The organism is Pyrobaculum organotrophum (genome assembly GCF_055384425.1).
Window position 1 is genome coordinate 1,260,392 of sequence record NZ_AP042430.1, and the last position, 24,242, is coordinate 1,284,633.

At 45.8% G+C, this 24,242-nt stretch carries 33 protein-coding genes; 18 read left to right on the forward strand and 15 right to left on the reverse strand.

What is annotated here, in order from left to right:
- Positions 1-3: 3 nt before the first annotated feature.
- The 3 genes from ACZ49R_RS07715 to ACZ49R_RS07725 are packed head-to-tail and all read right to left on the reverse strand — an operon-like array spanning position 4 to position 3,383.
- Positions 4-1,005, reverse strand: coding sequence for a DUF354 domain-containing protein (locus ACZ49R_RS07715; RefSeq protein ID WP_464732590.1), 1,002 nt, complete (start codon positions 1,003-1,005; stop codon positions 4-6).
- Positions 998-2,710: a glutamate--tRNA ligase gene (locus ACZ49R_RS07720; protein ID WP_011762126.1), complete on the reverse strand. Its 1,713-nt coding sequence runs from the start codon at positions 2,708-2,710 to the stop codon at positions 998-1,000. The genes ACZ49R_RS07715 and ACZ49R_RS07720 overlap by 8 nt, the downstream gene beginning before the upstream one ends.
- Positions 2,700-3,383 (reverse strand): nucleotidyltransferase family protein, encoded by a 684-nt coding sequence (locus tag ACZ49R_RS07725; protein ID WP_464732591.1) that lies wholly within the window; start codon positions 3,381-3,383, stop codon positions 2,700-2,702. Before ACZ49R_RS07725 ends, ACZ49R_RS07720 begins: the two co-directional genes overlap by 11 nt.
- Before the next feature lie 266 nt (positions 3,384-3,649).
- Here ACZ49R_RS07725 and ACZ49R_RS07730 point away from each other — a divergent pair, with 266 nt between their 5' ends.
- The 7 genes from ACZ49R_RS07730 to ACZ49R_RS07760 all read left to right on the forward strand — a co-directional run bounded on the left by ACZ49R_RS07730 (position 3,650) and on the right by ACZ49R_RS07760 (position 6,382).
- Positions 3,650-4,087: a transposase gene (locus ACZ49R_RS07730; RefSeq protein ID WP_464732592.1), complete on the forward strand. Its 438-nt coding sequence runs from the start codon at positions 3,650-3,652 to the stop codon at positions 4,085-4,087.
- A gap of 238 nt (positions 4,088-4,325) precedes the next feature.
- Complete coding sequence (locus ACZ49R_RS07735) at positions 4,326-4,538, forward strand: hypothetical protein (protein ID WP_011762123.1); 213 nt, start codon at positions 4,326-4,328, stop codon at positions 4,536-4,538.
- The gene (locus tag ACZ49R_RS07740; RefSeq protein WP_011762122.1) at positions 4,535-4,672 is read left to right on the forward strand and encodes a hypothetical protein; all 138 of its coding nucleotides are present in this window, start codon (positions 4,535-4,537) and stop codon (positions 4,670-4,672) included. The genes ACZ49R_RS07735 and ACZ49R_RS07740 overlap by 4 nt, the downstream gene beginning before the upstream one ends.
- A complete protein-coding gene (locus ACZ49R_RS07745) occupies positions 4,669-5,094 on the forward strand; it encodes a hypothetical protein (protein WP_464732593.1) in 426 nt (141 codons plus the stop codon). Before ACZ49R_RS07740 ends, ACZ49R_RS07745 begins: the two co-directional genes overlap by 4 nt.
- A complete protein-coding gene (locus ACZ49R_RS07750) occupies positions 5,091-5,420 on the forward strand; it encodes a hypothetical protein (protein ID WP_464732594.1) in 330 nt (109 codons plus the stop codon). The genes ACZ49R_RS07745 and ACZ49R_RS07750 overlap by 4 nt, the downstream gene beginning before the upstream one ends.
- Before the next feature lie 27 nt (positions 5,421-5,447).
- Complete coding sequence (locus tag ACZ49R_RS07755) at positions 5,448-5,867, forward strand: CBS domain-containing protein (protein ID WP_464732595.1); 420 nt, start codon at positions 5,448-5,450, stop codon at positions 5,865-5,867.
- Positions 5,864-6,382: a DUF309 domain-containing protein gene (locus ACZ49R_RS07760; RefSeq protein ID WP_011762118.1), complete on the forward strand. Its 519-nt coding sequence runs from the start codon at positions 5,864-5,866 to the stop codon at positions 6,380-6,382. The genes ACZ49R_RS07755 and ACZ49R_RS07760 overlap by 4 nt, the downstream gene beginning before the upstream one ends.
- Here the strand turns inward: ACZ49R_RS07760 and cobB are convergent.
- The 6 genes from cobB to ACZ49R_RS07790 form a co-directional block, all read right to left on the reverse strand.
- Positions 6,363-7,127, reverse strand: a complete 765-nt coding sequence (gene cobB / locus ACZ49R_RS07765; RefSeq protein WP_464732596.1) for an NAD-dependent protein deacetylase — start codon at positions 7,125-7,127, stop codon at positions 6,363-6,365. The genes ACZ49R_RS07760 and cobB overlap by 20 nt on opposite strands.
- Entirely contained in the window at positions 7,058-7,669 is a 612-nt protein-coding gene (locus ACZ49R_RS07770; RefSeq protein WP_464732597.1) for a hypothetical protein, read from the reverse strand. The genes cobB and ACZ49R_RS07770 overlap by 70 nt, the downstream gene beginning before the upstream one ends.
- Positions 7,670-8,553: 884 nt before the next feature.
- Positions 8,554-8,730 (reverse strand): hypothetical protein, encoded by a 177-nt coding sequence (locus ACZ49R_RS07775; protein ID WP_464732598.1) that lies wholly within the window; start codon positions 8,728-8,730, stop codon positions 8,554-8,556.
- A complete protein-coding gene (locus ACZ49R_RS07780) occupies positions 8,715-9,086 on the reverse strand; it encodes a hypothetical protein (protein ID WP_464732599.1) in 372 nt (123 codons plus the stop codon). The genes ACZ49R_RS07775 and ACZ49R_RS07780 overlap by 16 nt, the downstream gene beginning before the upstream one ends.
- Before the next feature lie 421 nt (positions 9,087-9,507).
- Positions 9,508-9,894 (reverse strand): DUF192 domain-containing protein, encoded by a 387-nt coding sequence (locus ACZ49R_RS07785; RefSeq protein ID WP_464732600.1) that lies wholly within the window; start codon positions 9,892-9,894, stop codon positions 9,508-9,510.
- The gene (locus tag ACZ49R_RS07790) at positions 9,879-10,691 is read right to left on the reverse strand and encodes an ABC transporter substrate-binding protein (protein WP_464732601.1); all 813 of its coding nucleotides are present in this window, start codon (positions 10,689-10,691) and stop codon (positions 9,879-9,881) included. Before ACZ49R_RS07790 ends, ACZ49R_RS07785 begins: the two co-directional genes overlap by 16 nt.
- 251 nt (positions 10,692-10,942) lie before the next feature.
- Here ACZ49R_RS07790 and ACZ49R_RS07795 point away from each other — a divergent pair, with 251 nt between their 5' ends.
- Entirely contained in the window at positions 10,943-11,137 is a 195-nt protein-coding gene (locus ACZ49R_RS07795) for a hypothetical protein (RefSeq protein ID WP_053240268.1), read from the forward strand.
- On the opposite strand, the gene ACZ49R_RS07800 is transcribed toward ACZ49R_RS07795, so the two are convergent.
- Positions 11,100-12,236 (reverse strand): hypothetical protein, encoded by a 1,137-nt coding sequence (locus tag ACZ49R_RS07800; RefSeq protein ID WP_464732602.1) that lies wholly within the window; start codon positions 12,234-12,236, stop codon positions 11,100-11,102. The two genes, ACZ49R_RS07795 and ACZ49R_RS07800, sit on opposite strands and share 38 nt — an antisense overlap.
- A 52-nt stretch (positions 12,237-12,288) precedes the next feature.
- Here ACZ49R_RS07800 and ACZ49R_RS07805 point away from each other — a divergent pair, with 52 nt between their 5' ends.
- Genes ACZ49R_RS07805 through ACZ49R_RS07815 form a run of 3 tightly spaced genes read left to right on the forward strand, consistent with a single transcriptional unit; the run spans position 12,289 to position 13,607 of the window.
- A complete protein-coding gene (locus ACZ49R_RS07805; protein WP_464734108.1) occupies positions 12,289-12,597 on the forward strand; it encodes a DNA-binding protein in 309 nt (102 codons plus the stop codon).
- Between the two features lie 36 nt (positions 12,598-12,633).
- A complete protein-coding gene (locus tag ACZ49R_RS07810) occupies positions 12,634-12,846 on the forward strand; it encodes a hypothetical protein (RefSeq protein WP_167827600.1) in 213 nt (70 codons plus the stop codon).
- On the forward strand, positions 12,843-13,607 hold the full coding sequence (locus ACZ49R_RS07815; protein ID WP_011762108.1) for a P-loop NTPase family protein: 765 nt from the start codon (positions 12,843-12,845) through the stop codon (positions 13,605-13,607). The genes ACZ49R_RS07810 and ACZ49R_RS07815 overlap by 4 nt, the downstream gene beginning before the upstream one ends.
- Here ACZ49R_RS07815 and ACZ49R_RS07820 read toward each other — a convergent pair.
- Positions 13,594-14,346 carry an HAD family hydrolase gene (locus ACZ49R_RS07820; RefSeq protein ID WP_464732603.1) on the reverse strand — a complete coding sequence of 251 codons (753 nt, stop codon included), beginning with the start codon at positions 14,344-14,346 and terminating at the stop codon, positions 13,594-13,596. The two genes, ACZ49R_RS07815 and ACZ49R_RS07820, sit on opposite strands and share 14 nt — an antisense overlap.
- A 61-nt stretch (positions 14,347-14,407) precedes the next feature.
- Here ACZ49R_RS07820 and ACZ49R_RS07825 point away from each other — a divergent pair, with 61 nt between their 5' ends.
- The 6 genes from ACZ49R_RS07825 to metG (ACZ49R_RS07850) are packed head-to-tail and all read left to right on the forward strand — an operon-like array spanning position 14,408 to position 20,620.
- A complete protein-coding gene (locus ACZ49R_RS07825) occupies positions 14,408-16,819 on the forward strand; it encodes a hypothetical protein (protein ID WP_464732604.1) in 2,412 nt (803 codons plus the stop codon).
- Positions 16,820-16,824: 5 nt separating this feature from the next.
- On the forward strand, positions 16,825-17,220 hold the full coding sequence (locus ACZ49R_RS07830) for a hypothetical protein (RefSeq protein ID WP_464732605.1): 396 nt from the start codon (positions 16,825-16,827) through the stop codon (positions 17,218-17,220).
- Between the two features lie 23 nt (positions 17,221-17,243).
- Positions 17,244-17,570 carry a methionine--tRNA ligase subunit beta gene (gene metG, locus ACZ49R_RS07835; protein ID WP_464732606.1) on the forward strand — a complete coding sequence of 109 codons (327 nt, stop codon included), beginning with the start codon at positions 17,244-17,246 and terminating at the stop codon, positions 17,568-17,570.
- Positions 17,548-18,264, forward strand: a complete 717-nt coding sequence (gene uppS, locus ACZ49R_RS07840) for a polyprenyl diphosphate synthase (RefSeq protein WP_464734109.1) — start codon at positions 17,548-17,550, stop codon at positions 18,262-18,264. The genes metG (ACZ49R_RS07835) and uppS overlap by 23 nt, the downstream gene beginning before the upstream one ends.
- Positions 18,265-18,270: 6 nt before the next feature.
- Positions 18,271-18,891: a DedA family protein gene (locus ACZ49R_RS07845; RefSeq protein ID WP_464732607.1), complete on the forward strand. Its 621-nt coding sequence runs from the start codon at positions 18,271-18,273 to the stop codon at positions 18,889-18,891.
- A gap of 25 nt (positions 18,892-18,916) precedes the next feature.
- Positions 18,917-20,620, forward strand: a complete 1,704-nt coding sequence (gene metG / locus ACZ49R_RS07850) for a methionine--tRNA ligase (RefSeq protein ID WP_464732608.1) — start codon at positions 18,917-18,919, stop codon at positions 20,618-20,620.
- Here the strand turns inward: metG (ACZ49R_RS07850) and ACZ49R_RS07855 are convergent.
- Positions 20,617-21,864, reverse strand: coding sequence for a tRNA (N(6)-L-threonylcarbamoyladenosine(37)-C(2))-methylthiotransferase (locus tag ACZ49R_RS07855; RefSeq protein WP_464732609.1), 1,248 nt, complete (start codon positions 21,862-21,864; stop codon positions 20,617-20,619). The two genes, metG (ACZ49R_RS07850) and ACZ49R_RS07855, sit on opposite strands and share 4 nt — an antisense overlap.
- A 23-nt stretch (positions 21,865-21,887) precedes the next feature.
- On the reverse strand, positions 21,888-22,190 hold the full coding sequence (locus ACZ49R_RS07860) for a hypothetical protein (protein ID WP_464732610.1): 303 nt from the start codon (positions 22,188-22,190) through the stop codon (positions 21,888-21,890).
- 31 nt (positions 22,191-22,221) lie between these two features.
- Between ACZ49R_RS07860 and ACZ49R_RS07865 the strand changes: the two genes are divergently transcribed.
- Complete coding sequence (locus ACZ49R_RS07865) at positions 22,222-23,121, forward strand: dihydropteroate synthase (RefSeq protein ID WP_464732611.1); 900 nt, start codon at positions 22,222-22,224, stop codon at positions 23,119-23,121.
- On the opposite strand, the gene ACZ49R_RS07870 is transcribed toward ACZ49R_RS07865, so the two are convergent.
- Complete coding sequence (locus ACZ49R_RS07870; RefSeq protein WP_464732612.1) at positions 23,095-23,682, reverse strand: alpha/beta fold hydrolase; 588 nt, start codon at positions 23,680-23,682, stop codon at positions 23,095-23,097. The two genes, ACZ49R_RS07865 and ACZ49R_RS07870, sit on opposite strands and share 27 nt — an antisense overlap.
- Complete coding sequence (locus ACZ49R_RS07875) at positions 23,679-24,203, reverse strand: THUMP domain-containing protein (RefSeq protein WP_053240266.1); 525 nt, start codon at positions 24,201-24,203, stop codon at positions 23,679-23,681. Before ACZ49R_RS07875 ends, ACZ49R_RS07870 begins: the two co-directional genes overlap by 4 nt.
- Positions 24,204-24,242 lie beyond the last annotated feature (39 nt).

Consider the following 24,242-nt stretch of genomic DNA (forward strand, 5'->3'; position numbering starts at 1 on the left):
AATCTAATTCTCACGAAGTGAAACAACTTCGGTGGCAGTTTCCAATATTAGAGGGGTGGGGTCTTCAAATTTTGGCGGTGAAGTCCTTCCAATTTTTAACATCTCCTCAACTGCAACAAGACAACTCTCTAGATCTCTACATCTAAATAGAGGCGCGCCTCTATCTCTTATGTATCTGTCTAAATAGTAGTCACCTGGGAAATACGAGAGAGCCGGCACGCCTAGGAGAGCTGCTTCAGTCGCCATAGTTGCGCCGCCTGTCACAACGCCTGCGGAGAAATAGGCTAGTTGTAAATGGTCAACAGCCTCCGTCAAGTTAAAAACTCCGTTTATAATTTGATTCGAATATCTAGGCACATTTACTATAACGTAGCCCCTCTTTCTAAACTCTTCCACAAGTCTCATTCTTATTGTGGCGGTGTTCCACAGATAGTAAGACGCATGTTCTTCCTCAGGTCTAAAAACTACGTATTCGCCTCTCCTAAGCCCCAGTCTCTTGATAACCTCCTCATTAGGCGCAAATTTAGAAATCCACATATATTCAAACACACCATCAAATGTCACAACACGCCTTGGGCAATACGACTTCCAAATTTCCTGAGGTATGGCGGCAGGCGCTATCAACACTTCGGAAAGCGGTATGACAAGCCTATTCACATGACTTGCATGAGGAGTATCATTCATCACAATAACTGGCTTACCAAGTCCAAATACCACTCGGGCTAGGTCTGGAGAGGGAAAGCTAAGCATGCCATCTACGTCTTTTACATACTCCACAAGCTCTCTCTGTCTCTCCAAGCCATAGACCAGTTTTTCATATGGCGTAACTCCATACCTACCTATACATACGTAAGGAACTCCATATATTCTAAGTATATCAGCTAAATGGAAATAGTTACGACATGTAATAACAACGTTGATACCACGTCTACTCCCCTCTTGGTATAAAACAGCAGCAATCCTTGCTTGTTTAGGCGTGAGGGCGTCAAATATTAACTTAATCATGAACGTAGACAAAAGCCGAAGGCCCCACCTTTTTTAAGAAGCCATATCTCATAAATTGGACATAGGCGCCGGTCTCTACTTTCTCAAGAGCGCTCTCTCCAAGCCCTATTTCTTCTACCTTTTTCCCCACGGCCACAGGCTTTACGACATGTATTTCGATGGGCTCATAAACCCATTGGATTATAGGCGCGCCCACCTTTCTGGCCTCGTCAATGCCAACACTGTGTAAACGGCCATGGGCAACGCCGTTTTCTACGGCTATGATTTCGACGTTGGCAAGCTCCATCAGTCTGACGACAGCTCCAGGCTTTATATCTTGCCTAGGTACAAACAGCTCTATTGTACCTGGCCCAAACTTATAGATCCTCTCTCCACGTTCTCTAAAACTTGGGTGTAGAGGTATTTTTGCTAAAAGTTCTCTATCAGATTTAAACACGAGTTTGATAGGGTCTGCCACATACATATACCTATTTGCTATCGGCTCTATCCTCTTTCTATTAAGAGCAAAGAGGTTAGACAGCGCTATAGTTGAATCAGATGGTTTTACTCCCACCGTGAGTATAAGCTCCCAGATGGCCTCGGGGAGAATTCCTCTGTTTCTCAAACCTGCGAGAGTCGGCAGACTTATGTCGTCGTATCTAACGCCAAGCGCCTTTAGCTTAGATTTACTAAGAGAAGCTCCTTCAATCTTAAGTCTCCCAAAGTGTATAGTGACAGGCTGCTCCCAGCCAAAGTGTTTAAAGATGTAAGACTGTTTTATTGTATTCACGCTGTGTTCCTGTGCCCTAAGCACATGGGTGATGCCCATTAAATGATCGTCTATAGAAACAGCAAAGTTATACGTAGGCCAGACGATATACTTATCCCCAACCAGAGGGTGGGGTGTTTTAGACGTATCAATTATCCTAAACGCAACCCAGTCTCGCACACTTGGGTCTGGGTGCGACAAATCGGTCTTTATCCTCACCACCGCCTCTCCCTCTTTAAAACGGCCTTCCAACATCCTATCCCACAGCTCTAAGTTCTCCTCTGGACTTTGTTCTCTATGTGGACAAGCTCTACCGGCGTTTCTCAACTTTCTCCACTCCTCGGGGCGGCAGAGGTCAACATACGCAGCTCCCTTTTCCAATAGTTTTTTGATATGTTCATAGTAGATTTCCATTCTCATAGACTGTATATACTCCTCGTCCCATTTGATGCCAAGCCACTTGAGGTCTTCCCGTATGGTTTCGTAGGCATTAATTTCGCTGGTTACAAGCGGCTTTTTCGTTCGGGGGTCGGTATCTTCAAACCGTAGTATGAACTTACCGCCGTATTTTAGTCTATATGCGTAGTTTAAAATAGCAGGTCTAGCGCTACCTAAGTGAAGCACAAAGTCCGGATTAGGCGCAAAACGTACAACCACGCCGCCTTTTACATTAGGCAGCTCTGCCAAATTTTCAATGCCTGGCCTCTTTTGTTCAACTCTCCTCTCCTCTAAAGTCTCAGGCCACCTCTCCCGTAGCAACCTAAGTTGTTCCTCTAGAGACATAGAATTTACCCTAGCCACAACGGCCTCTACCATACTCTTCACCTCTCTAGCCTTCGGCCGGAGCTCTGGCACTTCGGCCATGATTTTTGACATAACAGCTTTAACATCTGCCTTACCTCCGTATTTAACGGCGTTAGCTAAGGCGTATTTTAAAACTAGCTCTTCAAGATTCATTAGTAAAATACTTATCTACTTCTTCTAAGTCTTTTAGACTATCTACAGAACGCCAAAAGACATCTCTAAATATAACAGCCTTAAGACGTCTCTGTTGCGCCAGCGAGGGGAAGAGAGTCTCCTCTATATTCCCCCTGTCTGGCAACTCCGACAGCACTTTTTTCCTTAGAGCATAAACGCCTGCGTTAATATAAAAGCCCTCTAACAGCGGCTTTTCTCTAAACCTAGAGATATAGCCGTTAGAGTCAAACTCAACAATGCCATAGGGACTTCTGAGAGGCACAAGCGCAATTGCTCCATCTGCGTTCTCTAGAGCTTCAACAACTCTATCTACAGGCAGGTTAGTCAACACGTCGCCGTTCACTACTATAAATACATCGTCTGTTAGATAGGGAGCGGCGTTTTTTATAGCGCCCCCAGTGCCGAGGGGCTCCTCCTCAACACTGTAGAAGAGACGAACGCCGTATTTACGCCCATCTCCCAGAGTCTCAAAGATCTTATGTCTTAGGTAACCCACGGCCAATATAATATCGACAATTCCATATCTCCTAAGCCATTCGATTTGTCTCACAAGAATAGGCTTTCCGCCAACTGGCAACAGCGGCTTAGGTAATTCGTTTGTCAGTGGCGCAAGCCGTTTTCCAAACCCACCGGCTAAAATCACAGCTTGCATAGAAAAGAAGTTTTCCCAGGTTAAAATCTGTTAGCCGAGAGGAGTATACAAAGCGGTGTGGAATTCCTTGTCAAACTCCTCTGTCGTGAGCTTTGGCTCCTCTAGTCACGTAGCCTCCTTAAGCAATCTCTTGACGTATCCCTCTACGGTTGAGTGCATCCCCGTGGCGATGTCTAGGATTTCCGGTCTCTCCCACTAGGCGCCAAAGCACTCTGACCTTTCTGTGGCGAGGGAGTCGGGGGAGACTTCACGAGGAGATAAGTAGGTTGGAAGAATGGGTCGCAAGGGAGACGGACCCAAGGAGGCGGCTTGAGGAGAGGACGCGCCACCTCAAGTCCAGGCGGTTTAGGAAAATAGGGGGCGTTGTGACGCAGATCGCCGGAGAGATCGTCAAGTTGGCGATGGAGTACAAAGCCGCCGTAGTCGTCGACAAGATAGAAGACGAGAGCTATTGGGAGTTGAGGGAGGGCGACGGAGACGGAGAGAAGAAGCACCTCCTCGACGGGCTAGGCCAATTGCGGAAAAGGTTACAAGAGCTCGCACGGCGGTACGGGTTGCCGTGTCTAGAGTTGTATTCAACAGTCTGTTTGAGATACGGCGCGAAGCTACAGGAGTTGAAGAACAGGAAGACGACACGCCCCTCCTACAGCTTCACCGACCACAGAGACAATATACCGTCGATATGGGCCAAGAGGAGATATTAGAAACTCTTAGAGAAAGCCATAATGACTCGTTTCCCTCACCTCCGTCTCGACAACTATCTAGATTTTCCCTTCAGAAAACTTTCTCTCTCATGAACGACATCCCCCGGCCTAGGGTCTGGCATACCGCGGTGACGAACGCAAGCCCCAATGACCCAGCCCCCTTGTCTGCGGTTGCAAAACGGCGGCTAAGACTTGATACTTTAAAGTAAAATATATAAACACGCCAGAGGGTGCAGATATGATTTTACATACGTCGCAACTCCATATTATAGAAGATGTGGAATCTATCCTAGAGAGATATAAGGTAAAGCCAGTTGCTATAAGAGGCTCCAGGGTAAATTTTTACTGGCCTCCGCAGCCGACTGGAGTGCCGTTGAATATACTACGATATTTTCCGCCAGATATGTATGTTGTATTTAGGGGCAGAAATACGCTCATAGTTGTGCCATGAGAACGCTCCAGAAGAAAAAAGTTGCAGAGCTACAGATAGACCCACGTATAAAAGAGGTGTTGTTAAAGGTGCTTGGTCCAAACGAAGAAGTATACATAGAAATAGCTGGCGGTAAGACAAGGATAATAATATGATCGTAGTAAGCTCAACAAATATTGAGAAGCTCATCTGGCATTTAAGGTCGCTTGTGCCACAGATAGAATCAACGCCGATATTACTAGCACGCCGACAAGTTGGCAACTACACAATAGGCCTCGGCACCCTCGGTTATATTTACATAGCGCTCTCTTCTGTCTTAGAAACACTTGTTGAAGCTGACAAAATGGCTGAAGATCTCAAGTTAAGAGATTACACAGTGGTGATAGGGCCGGACGAGAGCTATATAACGCCGGCCTCTCTTCCAGAGGTAATACCTACGCTTCCACAACCTAGAGAAATCCCGCCGTTGCCAAGAGAAGAGACTAGACTCAACACATTTGGATGTCACGACCTTACGCCAGGCATGGTTAAATTCTGTGTCGACAACGTAGAGATAGCGTACTACCTTTCGAGATGATATTAATTACGCTGTCTGAGCTAGAGACGTTGTTGACGTCAATTAGAGAATACGCCGAGAAGTATAGAACAAATAGACTAGCTCTAGAGACGTTAGAAGAGAGGTGGCTGAAGTTTCAAGAGCTTGCCTTTGCCTTTGGCATCGATTTAAAACCTGCAGAGGGTGTCGAGTTTTATGCCGGCGGACCCCTACCAGACAATGCAGACTTCATAAGAAGATTAGACAGACTGATATCTACAGTTAGAAAGATGAGAGAGGTCTACGGAGATGTAAAAGTAATAGTGGATCTAGACCTCTCTGTGAGAAAAATGTTAGTAAAGATATAGTTAAATAGAGGGGACAAGACAGAATTTATGCCACTGTTAAAACGTAGAGAGCTCCCACTCAGAGTGTCAGATGTAATGGTGAGAAACGTAATTACTGCGAAAAAAGACGACAAAATAAAAGACATAGCTATAAAAATGTATGAAAACAAAGTTGGTAGTGTAGTTATAGTAGATGAAGAGGGAAAACCCGTGGGCATAATTACGGAAAGAGATCTAGTGTATGTAGTAGCCCGGTCTCTAGCGCCGGATACGCCAGCCTGGATGGTAATGACAGAGAATCCAATAGTAATCAGAGAAGACGCTCTAATTACAGAGGCGATGGAAAAAATGCGTGTGCAAGATATTAGACATCTCCCCGTGGTAGATACATCGGGAAGACTTGTTGGAATATTATCATTTAGAGACGTAGTAGATTTTGTTGTTATGTTGTTCTCACTGGCTAAATGAGGTATCTAATAATAGCAGAGAACCCAGGCTATCTTCCGTCTCATAGAGAGTTTCTAATTAAGCAGCTGAGGGCGTCTCTCCCAGTTATAACTATAAGAGTTGCGTCATCGCATGTAGAAGTTGATGTTAAAACCGACGATTTAGAAACGGCCGTGGTTGAGGTAGAGAGGAAAATAGGCAGAGTTCTAGACGTCATAGATATAACATTTGAAGAAGTCGGTGGAGACGTTGAGAAATACGTAGAGCTTTTTAATAAAGAGAGATTTTGGGAGGCGCATAACGTACTAGAGGGCGTCTGGAGAAAAACTAGAGAGCCGACGTTACAAGGCTTAATAATGTTGGCCGCATCATTTGTAAAACTCCAGGAGGGTCAGCTGGACAAATTTGAGAGGTTGATAAAAGAAGCGATACAGCTGTTAGAAAAAGACGTAGGTTGTATAAAAATTAGAAAACTCCGCAAGAAAGTAGAAAAGGCTCTTGTAGAAAAGAAGCCGTTTAAAATAGAATGTCTTTAACCTTCTCCACGAGCTTGGGCAAGATCTCTTCAACTTTACCCCGCAGCACATAGTCTGCGAAAAAATCGTAATAAGTCTCGTCGGCATTTACAATCACGAGTTTTGCACCTCTTTTCTTAGCGACTACCGGCAGTTGATTTGCAGGATATACAGCTAGCGAAGTCCCCGCTGCGATAAATACGTCAGACATCTCGGCTAGCATAAGAGCCTCTCTTAGTGCACTCTGTGGAAGAGGCTCTCCAAAGAATACTACATCAGGCTTAAGAACTCCTCCACATTTGGGACACCTAGGCGCCCCGCTACTACGCCACTTTAATACTTCTCTAAGTGGATATCTAGCGCCGCATTTAATACATACGGCGTCTCTGAGCGCGCCGTGGAGCTCAATTACATTCTTACTGCCAGCGGCTTGATGTAACATGTCTACGTTTTGTGTAATCACAGCACACAATTTGCCGATTTTTTCCAGTTCGGCTAAAGCATAATGGGCGGGATTAGGCTTTACATCAAAGACGGGGAGAAAGAACTTGATAAAGAGATCCCAAACCTCATCTGGATTTCTATAGAAGTATTCTATGTCGAATTTCTCAGGGTCTATCTTCTTCCAAATGCCCTGAGGCCCTCGGAAATCTGGAATGCCGCTTGCTGTAGAAACCCCTGCGCCTGTGAGCGCCACTACACAGTCTGACTTTGCGATAAGTGCGGCAACTTCGTCGATGTCTTCAGTTGAGAAATCCACTTCCATACGCTATATAACCAGTAGAAGTATAAAAAACCTATTGTAATGACACTAAGCACGATATAAAACGTGGCGCTAGAGGGTCTAAAAGTGCCGACTCCCGTTGCGACTTTAACGATGTATATATCCCGTGTAAAAACCTCAATCAAGTAGGCCCAAGCAATTATCCAGACTGCCACTAGAAGAAGAAGCCCCAAGACAAGCGCCCCCAAGCCCATCAACTTTGTAAAGTCTATCTGTTCCACATTTCTGTCTGCAAGAATTTCAAATTGATGTACTAGAAACAGAGCAATTGGTTGTGACGATACACCCGAGATTACAAAAAGCCAGATGGCAACGACGTATTCGCCGCCGAGCCACACGCCGCCGAGCTTATCCCAATACATATCTCTGATATTAAGCAACTCCCGGTAGGCTTTAGTGAGTGTAATTCCCACAAGAACAGTGGAAATAGCGCCAGCCGCAGCTGAAGCCGCAGACATGCTCGCGAGCCCAAAGCCTATAGAGACAACATAAGACGCCAAGGCGAGGTAAACCCACAGAAGCACGTTTTTAAAAGCGGTCATATATTTAAACTTGGTGAGGAAGAGGAACCCCTCTGACTAGTGACGATGTCGTTGCTCGCCGACTATAAAAGTCGGCGGGACAACATCGTTACATCCCCCTTCCCCGGCGCCGACTCTCCCTAGGGGTTTGACCCACTCGTGACTGCGCTAGGGCGGTCGCGGACAGAGAGGAGCCAGGTCACTAGGGCTGGCGGCGCTCCCAGCCGCTAGACTCCAGGGCCGGGCCTTCGACTCCGGCGGCCTCCCGAAGAGGATCGGGAGCCGTAAGGGGGCACTATTAAATTCTACCTCAACGAGGAATTTAATCTACACCGCCTCAAAAATCTCGAAGAGCTACCGATATCGGAGTCACAAAATAGTCAGCGGACGAAAGATAAAACAACCCAAGGCGTGAGGACGGGTGTGCCGCTACCTCCCTTTGTGGCTATCGCAGTGGTACAGCACCAATGCAGAATCGCCACACAGCCCTAACCACCCAACATATCCCAGACACCAGGCGGTAATATCACACATCTACGGTGGTCTAACACATCTATGTAGGACACCACACAGCCGCCAGCCGTAAGGGCGAAGGGGTTTCCAACATCGCGAACCCCCAGTAAACACAAGAGAACAATCCTTAGACTCCATAACGCCGACTGGCAACGGATACGGCGCAACACCAGGGAATTTCTCTAGGATTACGGCGTCTTTTGGGATTCTCAACTCGTCTAGGGCTTTGGCTAGCTCTCTGATGACGGCCCGGCTTATGCAGTCTGGGTTTATGCCCACGACGATCTGGTTAGTTGCTTGGTCTACTCCAACCCCGGTGACAACTATCTTTCCACATATCTGCTTCAGCCTATCCCCAAACCCCCTTAAACGCCCTATGAAACAGCGCGTCTGCCCACTGGCTTAGCTGTTTGTGTGTATTTGTCTTTGAGGATGACGAGCTCCGTGCCGTATCGGCTGGCGAGATCCTCCACAGCTCTTCTTATCTTCTCTCCGCAGGCTGGGTCTGTCGCCACTATGTATATCCTCGCCGCGTCTACAAAAATCCCCAAGACACCTCTCGTAAACCTCCCCACCCGCCGCGTCGTTGTGAAACCACTGTCTCTCGCTGAAATTTGCCTTTCGCAGGCCCGGGAGCCCCAACCGGCCTCTCCAAAATACGCCCAAACACGTCGTCAACCTTCATCTTCCTCAGCAGTCTGCCATACATGTACCAGAAGAGGTCATTACCCCCAATGGTCAGCCCCTCGATCGCCGCGTCTTGCGCAGACTGCGCTTTGCTGTCCGAGCCGGCTAAGGCGTACACCGCCAAAGCCGCCGCAGCCACCGCCACGCCCAACCTCATGGCCGAGACCCAGCTTTTTATACCTGATGTACTGCCGGTGTATACCCACGTCCTTGGATACATGCCACGCGATCTCTCAGCGTTGCGATATCGGCGATATCTAGGCATAATGTGTTATAGAGGTTCTATTCCAGAGGCTCGTGGGTTGAAGTAGGTCTGGCACGTAATTCAGTTGCGGCGGAGTTGGTCAGAGTGCTGACTTGGCGTATTTGTCGGTGTCTACGTGAAACGGTCTTATTAGACGTTCTGTTTTTCGTCGTATCTTAGCCTATGTCATTGTCAATTGCCAAGTTATGACGTTTAGAATAGCGCCGCCACGGTGTAGACACAGACTTTTCTCCCCTACTCCAGAGGTCCCATATGAACGTGCATAGAACACCAAAGATAGAGATACCATAGCGGCCTTTGGTTGTTTGTAGCTAATGCGGTGTGATGTTCTCCCGGGGCGGTTCCCGCTTAGTTGTGAGTTGAAAACGAGAAAGGCCTATTTTTGTTGTTGCTCGCCAAGTATAATCTCAGGTTTAAGCTCTAGCACTTTGTCGCCGTAGCCACATACCGGAGTTTTGTCTAGAGGCCTTCCCAAGGCCTGTCCCGTAATTCTACTTCCGCTGACCCAGACAATCCTAAGGGGGATATAAGTGTTTTTCATCCAGAAGCAGTATGTAGAATTTCTGGGAAATATAAATAACATACCGACGGCCCCAACGCCGCGTGGGTCATAAGAGGTCACATTCATATAGCCAATAACCCACTTTACAAAGTTATCTGCGACATATACTGTATATACAACGTTATTTAGTTCAAACGTTGTTGTTGTAGAAAAGGGGGATATTAAAACGAGAGAAAGTTTAATAATTAGCCATAGAGCCATTTCTCTACCCAGTTGTTTATCAGCCGCTCCATTTCGCCGCTTTGTAACATGTCGTATATCACTTTATCTACTTGTAGTTTTAAATCGTAGGCACATATCGGCATTGCAACAGCGCTGTAGCGCACTCCTACTGAAAACGCTTTTTCAAACTCTGGAAATCTTTTAACTACTGCATCTCCAACAACTCCCCCGACGACAATCGCATCGACATCGCCTTTACGCAAAGCCTCAACCATATAGGGATACACTCTGTCATATCTCACAATTTTTGAATAGTTGCCGAGGGTTCTAACAGCCCAATCCTCCTGTACAGTTCCCACTTGTACGCCGATGGTCTTGCCTCTTAGATCCTCTACGCTTCTAATTTGTGTTCCCTTCTTTACAACAACAGTAGACGAATCTACCTGATATGGAATAGAAAAGAGGACTTGTTTTTCTCTCTCAGGTGTTATAGCCATGTCGGCTATAACAAAATCGACATCTCCCTTTCTGACAGCTTCTATAAGTGCTGAAAACTTCATATCACGTATTTCAAGCTGGACTCCGAGACTATCCGCAATTCTTCTGGCGATATCTATATCAATACCCACGACTTTTCCACTTTCTATATATTCATAAGGCGGCCAGTCGGCGGAGGTTCCAACTATAAGTTTCCCCCTCTTCTTTATCAAATCTAGAGAAGTTGGACAAGGCGGAGCGCTCTGTTGTTGAGACTGTGGCTGGGGGATAAATAATATGGTCGCTATAACTCCGATTATAAGCCCTATGGCAACCCCCGCGGCAAGTTTGTAGTCCATATGGGTATATACGCTTATTTTAAGTATTTTTGTTCTCCCCAGAGTTAAGATATTATGGCCGAAATGTAGAACTCTTGCCAGATTAATGGCGGGGTTCTCATAGTTTTTATATATGGATAATCTATAATTTGATGTTGAGGTTCGGTCGGCTTGATAGATGAAGAGGCTAGACGACGCTGAAAGTTTTATCTAACTTGGCGATTCTGTCTATAAACAATGGAGTTATTAACTTGTTTTAGGATACATATGTCGTGAGAGCCTATTTAGTAACTAGAAATCCCCAGGGGGAATGGCCGGGGGAGATCAAGGTGTTGTATATGCCTTTCGTAGACGAAGATGTGCTCTATGTGGTAGATGAGAGAAGGGGGTTCCTCGAGATTCGCGGCCGTGAGAAAATTGTTGAGTTTATCACTCAGCTGAAAAACGGGCGGCAAATCTCTCAATAACTTCGAAAAACTTTTCTAATCTCTCCTCAATTGTTCCAACGCCGGGATCAAAGGGAGAGTCCATGCCTGTAGTTCTGTCGTCAGGTGGTAGATAGATAAAAAGTCTCTTGTGGGCGGTATTCGAGGCGTACATAATCTCGCTGAAGACCCCCTTGTGAAACATTTTTTTCATAAATGGTCTATAAACGACGACGGCGTCTGACTGGAGTATAAAGCGGAAGTCTTTAAATCTGATTAAGTTGTCTATATCTATTAAAACCTCCTCTACTTGATCCACGGGTATCTCCATTGGATAGAGCTCTGGCTCGTCTTCGACAGCCGGCCTCACGCCCTCTGGCAGAAGCCAGCGGTCCTCCGCCTCTATGACTACGATATTTCCCTGTCTTTTCGCCGTCCGCAGTACTCTTTCGTCCATTGTCAAAGGGTCGAAGGCGTAAAATCTTTTGTGCATCTCGGCTCTAAAGGCGTCTATCTCCCGCCGCGCTTCTGGATCTCCTCTAGTATATGTTATTGGAAACGAGAGGTAGAACCTAGGTCTTGCGGCGCCTATGGCTATGCCGTATATGGTCTTAGTTGGGTGTTTTACTGCAACCACTACATTTTGTACGCCTAGCGCCTTAGCTATTGTGTCGCCTATGAGAATAGAGGCTGTACGCCAAGCGAATACGTCTTTAAGTCTGAGAGTTGCGCCAGTTTTCTCACGGCCCTCCCGTATTTGTATTCTACGCCAAATGACATGCGCCTCCTCTATCAAAGTCATGAGGAGATCTGGCTTAAATGCCCGTAATACTGAGATGTCGACAGCTGGGAAAAAGCGGCTTTTGCGAAAATATGGCAAGTTCATAAATATGGCCGCGTGGTCTGGCGCCTCTTCCTCTACCCTAGCAACTGTTTTAGCCACTGCCTCTCTCCAGACGCGTTCTTGCCAATAATAATCGTCGCTGTCAAGAAAAATAACCCAGTCTACTTCTTTCTTTAACTCCTCCTCTACGAAGTACAAGCCGAGCTTTCCACGGCTCTGTTCTCTATGGAACTTCTCTAGTGAAGACGCCAAGGCCTTCATATTTAGGCCTGTGGTGCCGATGATAAGAACGCGCATATAAGCCGATAGAAAGATATATATATACGATACGCGTTTTTAAAATGTGAGAATGTGCGAGATATTGGCTAGGTTTCTAGTAGAACTTGTAGAGGGGGCCCGCGGCAATGTAGTTAGTTTTGTCGTTGGCGACGTCTCAAAGTGGGCTGAGACAAAGATAAGGCCAACGAGATCTATAGTATTTAAAGTAGCTAATATGTCTGAGGCCTTGCTCATAGCCGGATATCTTGAGAAAATCGGAAAAAAGTATATACTAAGGAGAGACACGCCGTTGTGGGTGAAAGCCAAGGCGGGGGACGTAGAGGGGCTTTGTGAAATTATAGAAGGCGTGTTATACAACTATTCTAAAGTGGTTAAATAGCTGAAATAGATAAATAAGTTGTCGCTTGTAGATTACGTGAAATTCGCCATAGGCATAGTGCTCAATATCACGGCGTTTACACTGGCCGTCTTATGTCAATGGCCTATTGCCGCAATTTTATTCTATGTGGCTAGTCTTGTTTTAATAATGCCTAGGCGAGAAAAGAAGAAAGAGGAGAAAGTAGAGACCAAGAGGGAGATCACCCCGGAAGAAATAAAGAGGAGGCCTGTCTCTGCGCCAGAGGTATGAAGAGGCTTGTCTTCTCCTCTGGAACTAAGGGAGGCACTGGCAAGACTACGTTAGCGTTAAACACAGCGGTTTTATTAGCTTATGCCTGGAGAAATGTGTCCTACTACCCCGTAGTTTTTATAGATCTTACACCTAATATAGGTACGGCGGCGCTTATACTCATAGGGGAGTCTCTTGCAACTTGGGGAAGGCCCTCTCTATCTGACTACGTCATAGGTAAACTTGCCGACCCAATTAGGGCGTTTTACCTAAGGAGGTGGAATACAGAAAAGGGCGCTTTTCAACTCGTCTTTACATTTCTAGGTAGAGACGGCTTTCTCACCAAGCGGCAATTAGAACATGTCTTACAGATAGTTGAATCTAGGCTAAAGCCGGGGGTGCTTATTATCGACATGCCCCCATCTCCATTTGGGAGTTTGGCGGCGGGTCTTGTGGATTATGTAGTGCCTGTTGTAACGCCCGATATATCGGCTATTGAAACGACAAAGAGCTACGTAGAGTTGTTAGGAGGCAGAAGGCTTAGGCCAGTGCTCAATATGTATATTCCCGAGTACTCCATAAGTGCCGTCCACTCAATGCCGTGGGAACGTGTAGTAGAAAAGACGTTTGGAGAGCCTCCACACATCGTGCCTTTTGATAAACTTCTACAAGCTGCAAGACAAGCGTTGGAAATAGAGGTGTTAAAGCTTAAGCCTACGGAGTCGCCGGCTGTAAAATCGATTATTGAATATGTGAAGTATTTGATGTCTAACCTGGCTTAATACAGCTTTCTGCTTCATGTAGCACTAACGGTAGAGCCTTTAAACTCCTTACGATATATGCCCTACAGGGCACTGCCTCTGTCAATTCTCTCTTTGTGTGTTGCTCTCTTCTATCTATCAACACAGCGCCGTAGCCAGCCATTAACGCGCCGAGGAAATCCTCATAGAAGTCGTCACCTATGTGTAGATATACATCGGGTTCTACATCGCCTAATAAAAGCGTTTTGGCAGCTTCAAAAATTTGTACAGCAGGTTTTACATAACCAATGTCGTCGGCATATAGCTGTAAATCTACTAGTTGTGAAATGCCGAGGGTTTCCAATAACTTTCTAGTTGCGCGAGATCTCCAGAGTAGGACATTTGAAATTATTCCAATTCTATAGCCTTCGGCTTTGGCGTGTTTTATCGCCTCAACAGCGTCTTCATAAGGCGTAATTTCAAGACGAGAAATAGCGTCGTCTATAGCATCTTGTGTTTGATATACGTCAAAAAATGTATTTATACCCCTATTACGTAGTTGTCTCTGTATGTCAAGTAATGTGTATATGGGTGGCACAACTTCATGTTTCTCCCGTCTTGCAAGCTTCATCTTTCTCCTCTCCTCATTTATAAGAGCTTGAACAGTCTGGTAGGGGATCCTCCCCCCAAGACTCTTGTGTAATACATCGACGACAGCTTTTATAGCCGGCTCCACAGGCACTAAGGTGCCCCACACATCTATTGTAATTATCTTAGCCACGACATGTAAATTTCAATATATTTAATTTTGTGCCGCGAAAAATTTATAACAGACCACATAGATGTATGTGCATCGCTGTCTCATATTTACAGTGGCAATAGTGGCTATAGTCGTCGCTGTAAGTATCGAACCAGAGTACGTTAACGCATATACATATACAAATCTCACAATCCGCGGGGCTAAACAAGTGGAGGTAGTAGAGGGCGCCGTCGTGGATTTCAATATTACTTCTGATAGTACGATCTATCTCGGCGTGAGGCCATTGAAAACAACAGGCGATATCACATTGAGGATAAATGGCAAAGTTGTTAAACTACCTGTCGTTGATAAATGTAGAATAGAGATAAACGCAGCAAATATGACTTCAAAAATTTCGGTTAATATGACAGAGAGGGGATGTGGAACAGTTATGCTCTATGTAAATGGGTCTAAGGCTCCTACTACGGCATTTATTCCACAATACTCCGGGCTGTACCACCTAGTGGCTACAGACGGCGTATTTTACCAAAAGACAAAAGTCGTAGTCATTCCGAATATCTCAGTTGTTAACAATGTCTTTGGAGAGGTGATGAAAATAAACCTCCATCCGCCGCCCCGACGCGGCTTAGTTTCAATAGGCACTTTTGTATTACCTGCGTCTGAGCTTATTGCAGTAGACACGTGGAGTCTTGGCGCGGGTAGTTACACATTGACGTTAACTATGGGAGACATAGTTACGACTTACAACCTGACCGTCAAAAAGGCTGTGCCAAACCTACAGGTGATTCATAAAGATGAATATACATACGGCGAGTCTATCAACATCACAGTGAGAGTATTTGTAGGACGTAGGGACTATAGAGCTACTGTTTCTATAGTTATGAATCGGTCGTCGCCAATTCTAGTGAAGTCTCCAAGCTCTCTAATATTTAGACTCTTAGACGTAGGCGTCTACCAGCTCTATGTGGCTGTGGCAGAAGATAGAAATATTACGTCGATAGGCGTCAACAGAGTTCTCCAGGTATCTCCAGCACCTGTTCAACTAGATGTAAAAATCAATGGGACTTTCTCTAACCCCTATGTGGTAGAGTATGGCAAGCTGTTGTCTATATCAGCAAAGGCTCTATCGTTAGTAGAACCGCGTGGGTTACTGACGGTGTTTGTAAACGGAGCGCCAAGCGGCCCCCTCGTTGATACGCTAAAGATCGGGCCTGGCCTTCACAATTTGACAGTCGTATTTACCCCGACCACTAGGAACTTTCGAAATGCAAAACTCTCTATGCTAGTTTTCGTCGCCCCCTCGACGCCGGAGATTATAGTTAACAAAACGTTCTCTACGGTCTATGGACAAGAACTGGACATACCGATATTTCTACGGCTATATGGAAGGCCTATAAACGCCACGGCACGTGTAGAGCTAATGGGGAGATTCCACGTCTTTAACTACACGGTCAGAGTGACAAACGGCGTGGGCGTTTTGAAAATAGTTGGCATACCCGCCGGCACATATCTCGGTACAGTATCTATAGCCGAGGCCCCTGGGCTTCTTAGTACAAAGGCCACATTTAACGTTTTTGTAAGTAGTGCAATTGTTAAACTAATTCTCGACGTGCCAAAGAGAGGTGTTTATGGAGAGGCGTTGCCTGTTAGAATGTTTCTACAACCCAGCGGGGTGGCTGGTAGACTATACCTCATAATAAACGGCACGGTGGTCTACTCGGGAAACTCCTCGTCTTACCAAGGCATGTGGCTGCCTCCACGTGGCGGCGTTTTTAAGATTACTGCAAGATTTGATAGCTTTGATCCCAACTATTCAAGTGTAGAAAATATCACATATGTATTTATAGACAGGGCGCAGTGTGTAATACATTTTGTTTTAAGAGGCGAAGTCGTTAATAACACAGTATATGTACTTAGGAGATACGTAGTCCAACCGTTAGTCTCTTTTCCAACATATATATACATCAACGGAAGTGTAGCAGGGCCTCAGCTCGTTTTTAACAAAACTGGGGTATACAATATTACAGTCTTTTTCCCAGGCGATGATAGTTACTACCCATGTTGGACTTCCCAATTCTATTTAGCGGTTAAAAACCCCGCCAAAATAGAGATTAGAGCCGAGAGAAAAATGGCGCTTATAGACGGCGGCCTTCCGCTTGTGGTTAATTTAGAAAGCCCGGTGGGGCAAGAGGAAGGCCGCGTTTTGATATATAAGATAAACAAGACATACAACTCTACAGATGTTGAAGATGTATTGGTTGAAAAATCGACGGTTGTCACACTTAGGTTTAAAAACACCGGCGTGTATATGATATACGCGGAGTTTTTAGGTAATGACTATCTCTTATCAAATAGATCTAACGTCGTTGTTGTAACTGTAGAGACGAGCTACTTTGGTATACCCGTGTTTCTCCTAGCCGTATACCTAATGCCGTTGGCCATAGGTTTTATTGCTGCAGTGGCAACGAAACGAATATTAAAGAGAGGGATTTAGACAGTGTGTTAGCAATCCCGCCGGCTGTGATAGTCTTGCCTCTTGCATCAAAAGAGCAGGTACTACAGACTGTGAACTATGTAGTTGGCAGACTAAAGCAAATAGGTGCATCTATTAGACATATGCATTTAGACACCCCGCTATATTTAGAATGTAAAGTAACTAGAGATGTCGTGGAGCGGGTAGATGTATATCTAGCGACTGCCAACGGAGACTTTGTAAACGTCCTCCCGCCTAGTGAGGAGATTAAAGAGGGGTTTGTAGAGAAAAGGAGTTATATCCATCTAGTCCAAGGCGTTGCTGTTTATTTTAAATACGAACTGGGCGCCGGGCCTAAGTTGGCGGAGGTGGTAATATACAGCGTTGGCAACGCCTACCGAGATTTTAAACTAAACCTTTAAATATACGTATACACGGCGTTGTGATGTCGTTAGTTTCGATTGACGAATTTAGACGTATTGACCTTCGCGTGGGTAAGGTCTTAGAGGCGGCGAGAGTCGAGGGCTCTAGAAAGCTTATAAAACTAGTGGTCGACCTAGGTGCCGAAAAGAGACAGATCGTCGCCGGCTTGGCTGAGTATTACAAGCCTGAGGATCTAGTGGGTAAATACGTCGTGGTTGTGGCAAATCTAGAGCCCAAGAGATTAATGGGCGTGGAGAGTCAAGGAATGATACTTGCCACTTGTGACAAGCCTGTGCTTCTTACAATAGAGAAGGGGGGTGATGAACATGTGGGAGAGCGGGTCTGTTAAAATACCCAGTCATATCGCTGTAATTCCAGACGGCAATAGGAGATTTGCAAAAAAAGCAGGGCTCGATTTTTACCACGCCTACAAACGCGGCGTGGAAAAAGTGCGTAGTTTTCTTCTCTGGGCGCTTGAGTTTAGAGAAATTAGAAACGTTACCTTCTATGCGCTTTCTACAGAGAACCTCCAGAGGAGTAGGCTAGAGTTGGAGATTTTATTTAGGATATTTGAGGAGGAGTTTAGAAAATCTCTCGAAGACCCCTTGATCCACGAAAATAAGGTGAGAATTAGGTTTATTGGCGACAGATCGTTACTACCTGGGAGGGTAGTGAAGCTAATGGATGAGTTGGAATCTGTCACAAGAAGTTATTCGTCGTATAACTTAACCTTCGCCTTAGGCTACGGCGGTAGGGCAGAAATTGTACGTTGTGTAAAACGGCTTTTAAACGGCGAGGTTAAAATTGCTGATATAAACGAAGAGACGCTATTTCAGTGTCTAGACACTAAAGATTTACCAAACCCCGAGCCTGACGTAGTTGTAAGAACAGGCGGCGAGAAGAGATTAAGCAACTTCCTACTTTATCAATCTGCCTACTCTGAGCTTATCTTCCTCGACAAGCTATGGCCTGAGATAGAGAGAGAAGATCTTGTCTACATAGTTGAGGAATACTCCAGAAGACAAAGGAGGTTTGGTAAATAACGCGCCGTGGATTACGTCGGACTACTCGGCGTCTTCCTAGCAGTTTTTATATCGCATTTCATACCATTTATCCCACTCCCCGGCTACTTGGCCACAGTGACCTATGTTGCTACACACAGTGACGTCGTCAGTGTGACAGCCGCCGTTTTAACGACGGCGCTTGGCGCAACTCTTGGAAAGGTGTTGGTGTTTTTCTACGGCTATGGAATTGGGAGAGTAGTCATGGGCGAGGAGTTTCAATACGCAAAGAAGTTTTTTGATAAAATATCGAAATGGGGCATAGACGTGGCGGTCTTTATATTTGCGGCATCTCCGTTGGCAGACGACGTTTTATATATCCCTCTGGGAGCCGCCGGCTATAGCATAAGGCGGTTTTTCCTCGCTGTATTTGCTGGAAAGCTTCTTCTCGCCTCAGCCATAGCGTTATTTACAGACGCGGCGTTAATGGCCGTTGATAGATACCTAGGCGACGTTAGGCTGTCTATAGCGATCGTAGCTGTGGCCACTCTAGTGGTGACGATATTAGTACTTAGGATAAAGTGGTCAAGAGTTCTCGTGGCGTATGAAAGCGGGGGGCTAAAGAGCGCTATACGTGAAGCTCTTAGATCAATAGTAAGGCAGAAGTAATTTAAACTTCGACGTTTCTCTCTCCGTGGCTAAATACGTAATTGGATCTGCGTGGCCCTACGTCCAGACGGTGCCCCATCTCGGCAATTTAATAGGCTCTGTCCTATCCGCCGATGTATACGCCAGATATCTACGTTTCCGTGGCCACGACGTGGTATTCGTATCTGGTAGCGATATGCATGGAACGCCAATAGAGGTGGAGGCTATACAACTGGGGGTAGACCCAGAGGAGTATGCGAAAAAAATGCACCAAATCGTCGCCGAACTTTTTAAAAGATGGGACATATCTTTCGATCTCTATACTCACACTCACTCAGACACTCATATAAAATTTGTCCAAAACTTCTTTCTAAAGATATATAATAATGGCTATATATTTACAAAAGAAGAAGAGGTGCCATACTGTCCCAGAGACAAGATATATCTACCCGATAGATTTATCATTGGCAAATGTCCCTACTGTGGTTACGAGAGAGCTAGGGGAGACCAATGTGAAAACTGCGGCCGCCTTCTAGATCCCAAACAGTTGATAGAGCCGAGATGCGCCATATGTGGCTCAAGACCAGAGTGGCGTATTACAAAACACTGGTATCTCGACTTGAGAAAACTAGAGGATAGAATAAGGAAATATGTAGAGGAGAACCCCCATCTTCCGCCCAATGCCAAAGAGATGTCTCTAGGGATGTTGAAAGAGGGGCTAAAGCCGCGGGCAATTACAAGAGATAACAAATGGGGCATACCTGCGCCATTTCCAGGGGCGGAGGGTAAGACTATATATGTTTGGTTTGAGGCCGTGCTTGGGTATATATCCGCCGTAGTTGAGCTCTTTAGAGAAGACGCCGGTAAATGGGAACGCTATTGGAAAGACCCAGAGACAAAAATCGTATTTTTCGTAGGCAAAGACAACATTCCATTTCACGTCATTATACTACCTGCACTTCTTCTTGCAAATGGCGAAGGCTACACCCTCCCGACCACTACTGCATCTACCGAATATCTCTTATATGAAGGTGACAAGTTTTCTAAAAGCAGGAGGTGGGGTATATGGATAGACGAAGCTCTCCAACTTATGCCGCCAGACTACTGGCGCTTTATCCTCATCTATATCCGCCCAGAAAATAGAGACACAAGTTTTACCTGGGCTCTTGCGTTGGAGATCATAAATAAAATCATGAATGACGACGTGGGAAACTACATAAATAGAGTGCTTACTTTCATCAAAAATAGAATGGGTGGGGTTGTGCCTCCGCCTGGCGCGCCTACTAGAGAAGATGAGGAGTTTATCGATAGAGTAATACAGTTGTTTAAGAAGGCAGAGAAACATTACGACGCCATAGAGCTAAAAGACGCCCTCCACACCGTGGTAGAAATAGCTAGAGAGGGCAACCGGTATCTTAACGCCAGAGCTCCCTGGGAGCTCCTACGTAGAGACATAGAAGTCGCAAACGCAGTTATGTACCGCGCCTATTGGTCGCTTAAAACTATAGCTGCCGGCTTAACGCCAGTTACGCCGAGAAGCGCCGCTGAGCTCTGGAAGATGCTTGGCATTTCACAGCCAAGTTGGGACGAGGCCTATAAACCACCGACGCCAGGTACTCCGCTGGGAGATGTAAGGCCGTTGTTTAGAAAATTCACAGAGGAAGAGGTAAAAGACATGTTGAAGAAGCTTGAGGAGTTGAGAAGCCAGAGAGCCTCTAAGAAATACCCCTGGGAACAAGTGTTGCTCTAGAGGATTTCGCCGTAAAGGTACACTGGACTTGCTGCGGCTATCCTAACGTTTACAAACTCTCCCAATAGTCCGTCGCCAGCTCCTCTCTTAACCACCACTTGTCTATAGTCGCTCGCCCTCCCCACCACAAGGCCGTGGTCTACCTCATCTATTAACACAACATCTCTCTTTCCCACTTGAGCGCCGTTTCTCAAATGGGCAATCCTCATGGCTACTTCCGACAAGATTTTACTCCGCCTCTTCTTCTCGGCGTCTGGCACTTGTCTAGGCATTACTGCGGCTTCTGTAAAAGGCCTAGGGCTAAATCTCGCCACGTGGATTTTGTCAAACTGTAGCTCCTCCACAAGCTTGATAGTTTCCTGAAAGTCTTCTTCTGTTTCGCCGGGAAATCCCACAATTATGTCAGTGGCTATAAAGACGTTGTCGCCGAGCTCCCGTCTTATCCTACGTATGAGACCTCTATATTCCTCTACAGTGTACTTCCTACCCATCGCGACAAGCACTTTGTCGCTTCCAGATTGGACAGGGAGGTGGAAATATCTATAGACTCTGTGGTCTCTCTTTATAATGTCTAATAGCTGGTCTACAAATTTTTCAAATATCCAAGGCTCAGACATTCCAATTCTCACTCTATACTCACCTTCGACCTCCTTTAGGATTCTATCGAGTAGATCTGGAAGCGTCCAGCCGCCTCTCCAACCGGCATCAAAACCGTAGGTAATAACGTCTTGTCCCGTTAGATAAATCTCGCGCGCGCCTTTAGCTACAGCCTCTTTTATATGGCGTACTACATCGTCTGGATCTGCGCTTTTTACATACCCCGCGCCTCCCCTAGTGTATTTAGTTGCACAAAAGGTACAATTGCCAAGACAACCCACTTGTAGTGGCACTGTATATATAAGCCCCCTCTCGTATTTAGGCAATGTTTTCATGCTGCGCTCTTTCCCGCCCTCTATCTCCGAGGGGTAGATCAACTTGGCATGTGGGGCTAGAGATTTTATTGTATATGGCCTAAGTCTTGCGAGACACCCAGCCACTATAAGCTCTTTCCCCAGTTTTACAAGTTCTCTAATTCTAGCCAACTGTCGCACTTCTCCATCTTCTCTAACAGCACATGTATATACTAAAATTACGTCTGCCTCATCTACATTAGAAACTTGTTCGTAGCCTAGTCTCTGTCGTAAAATTTCGGCATCTGCTTTAGCTAGCCAACAGCCATATGTCTCTACATAGATACGGCCCACGGGAGAGTGTGGGAATTCTAAACTTAAGATTTATGCTCCTGACAGAGCTTTTTCATATACAAGGTGTAGGTTGTTTTCCCTTGTTCAAAATCTCTAGTTTCGTCAATTTCTAACATACATCCACAAGATGGGTGGATATAGATCCTCCTCACTACTTGCGTCGGATTTTCAGAGATTTTACGCATCTTTATCTCACCGGAGTCTATCGTATAAACGGCGACCTCGCCTCTTTTTACTAACCTCCCCCACTTCTCTAGTAATGTTGATATCTCTTCTGGCAACTCTCCCTCAAATACATAAGATTTACTACGAATAACTTTTTGCATAATCTTTATCTACAACAAAAATATATAGTTTATGCATATGATAGCGGGTGAACTAGGTGGCCTTAAAGTCGGAGATAGACATCCAGTGAGAATAATGGCTGTGCTTAACATATCGCCAGAGTCGTTTTTCAAAGGCTCTGTGGCGATACACAATGCCGTTGAAAAAGCTATGGAATTAGAGAAATATAGCGATGTAATAGACATTGGAGCAATGTCGACGGCGCCGTATTTAGAGACATGGATCCCGCCGGAAAAAGAGCTAGAGAGACTTAAGGCCGTTTTGCCAGACATTATAAAAAACGTAAAGGTTCCAATAAGCGTAGATACATACAGGCCCCAAGTGGCTGAATACGCCTTGAAGGTAGGCGCCTCTATAATAAACGACGTCACAGGGGGGAAGCTATACCCAGAGATATGCCGCATTATTGCAGATTACGGCGCCTCGGTGGTGGTAGTAGCTAGAGAAAAAGAGGCGAGAAGAGGCGTAGACCCTGTGGCTAGAGTTGTCTATGCGTTAAGAGAATCCCTAGAACATTTTGAAAAATGTGGCGTAGATCAGAGAAAAATAGTCGTAGACCCTGGGATAGGCTTTCCATTACTTCCACAGAGAGACGAACCTTATGTAGTCAGAGGCGAGTATAGACACGGAGATGAACAATGGCCGTGGTGGAGGTGGGATCTATACATAATAGCTAATCTAGCCAAACTCAGGGCGTTAAATAAGCCTATTTTAATAGGCGTGTCTAGAAAATCCTTCCTCAGGAAGATAACTGGCGTAGAAAGCCCAGACGAAGTGTTACCGGCCTCTCTAGCCGCCGAGACAATAGCCGTTCTTAACGGCGCCCACGTAGTAAGGACACACAATCCCTGCGAGACTAGACAGGCAGTTCGCCTTGCCGAGAGTTTAGTAAAACTCTTTCAAAAAGCTTAAGACGACGTCTATAAACTCGCTGGGCTTGTCTAAATATGCGGCGTGTCCGGCCTCTTTTAAAATCGCTATCTTTACCCTCTTACCCCTTAACAATTTGGCATTAGAGGAGGGCGAGATTTCGTCTCTCTCACCCCATATGGCTAGAATAGGCACATCTATTTCTGCAACTGCCGTGAGCAACTCCTCTGTGAGACCCACTGGGCCTACTACAATCACAGCCTTTGTCGGAAGCCGCCGCGCTACATACCATAAAACAACTTCACCAGAGGCGCTCGGCCCTACGAGCGGCGGATCTACAAGACCCAGCGTGTCTAAAATTCCTCGGAGAAATTCGGCATATTCCTGGCGGGGGGCGCTAAATCTTTCGCTTTTTGTCTTTGTGCCATATGGCATATCTATTGCATATAGAGTGTAGTGTTTAGCCAGAGCGGGAAAAATCCCGCTTTCAACCCAAGTATCTGCATTAAAAGACCAGCCATGTAGCAAGACCAACGGCTTGCCAACTCCCCCAGCGATATATCTTACTCTCCTACCCCCGACCTCTACGTATTCCTCTCTCATGTGGCAGATCTAGATCTCATAAGTGAGAAGGTCTCATCCTCTCTAATTACAGAGATGCCGGTTCTGCTAGGGAACATCTCAATCCACACGACTTTGTCAGGTTTTGTCAAATCTACCCTCCGGTTGACCGCTCTGGCGACATATTCAATAACCGACATGCGGTCGAACTTTACGCCCCTCTTCTTAAGCTCAATTTTGAAACTCTCCTGTGGCGCAATATAGCGTTCGGCCAGCTCGCCCACGGCCTTCTGTATTTCGTCTAAATCGGTCTTTACAACAGTCATAATAGGCGTCACTCTAAGGATATACCTAGGTATATAATAGCCGCTTTTAACCACATCTATGAGCATTTTGACAAACTCCACGGGGTCCCCCTCTACTTTGGCAGTTAACAAGCCGTCAAACCCAGTGAACCAAACCTCCTCAACTCGTCTTCCAACGATATCGCCAACTCTATACAACTCCTCCAAACATAGTCTCTCCTGCCGCCAGCCGGTGGCTACAACTAAATTCCAACTCATAGACCTCTCTAAAGACATTTTATAAAACATTTTTATAGA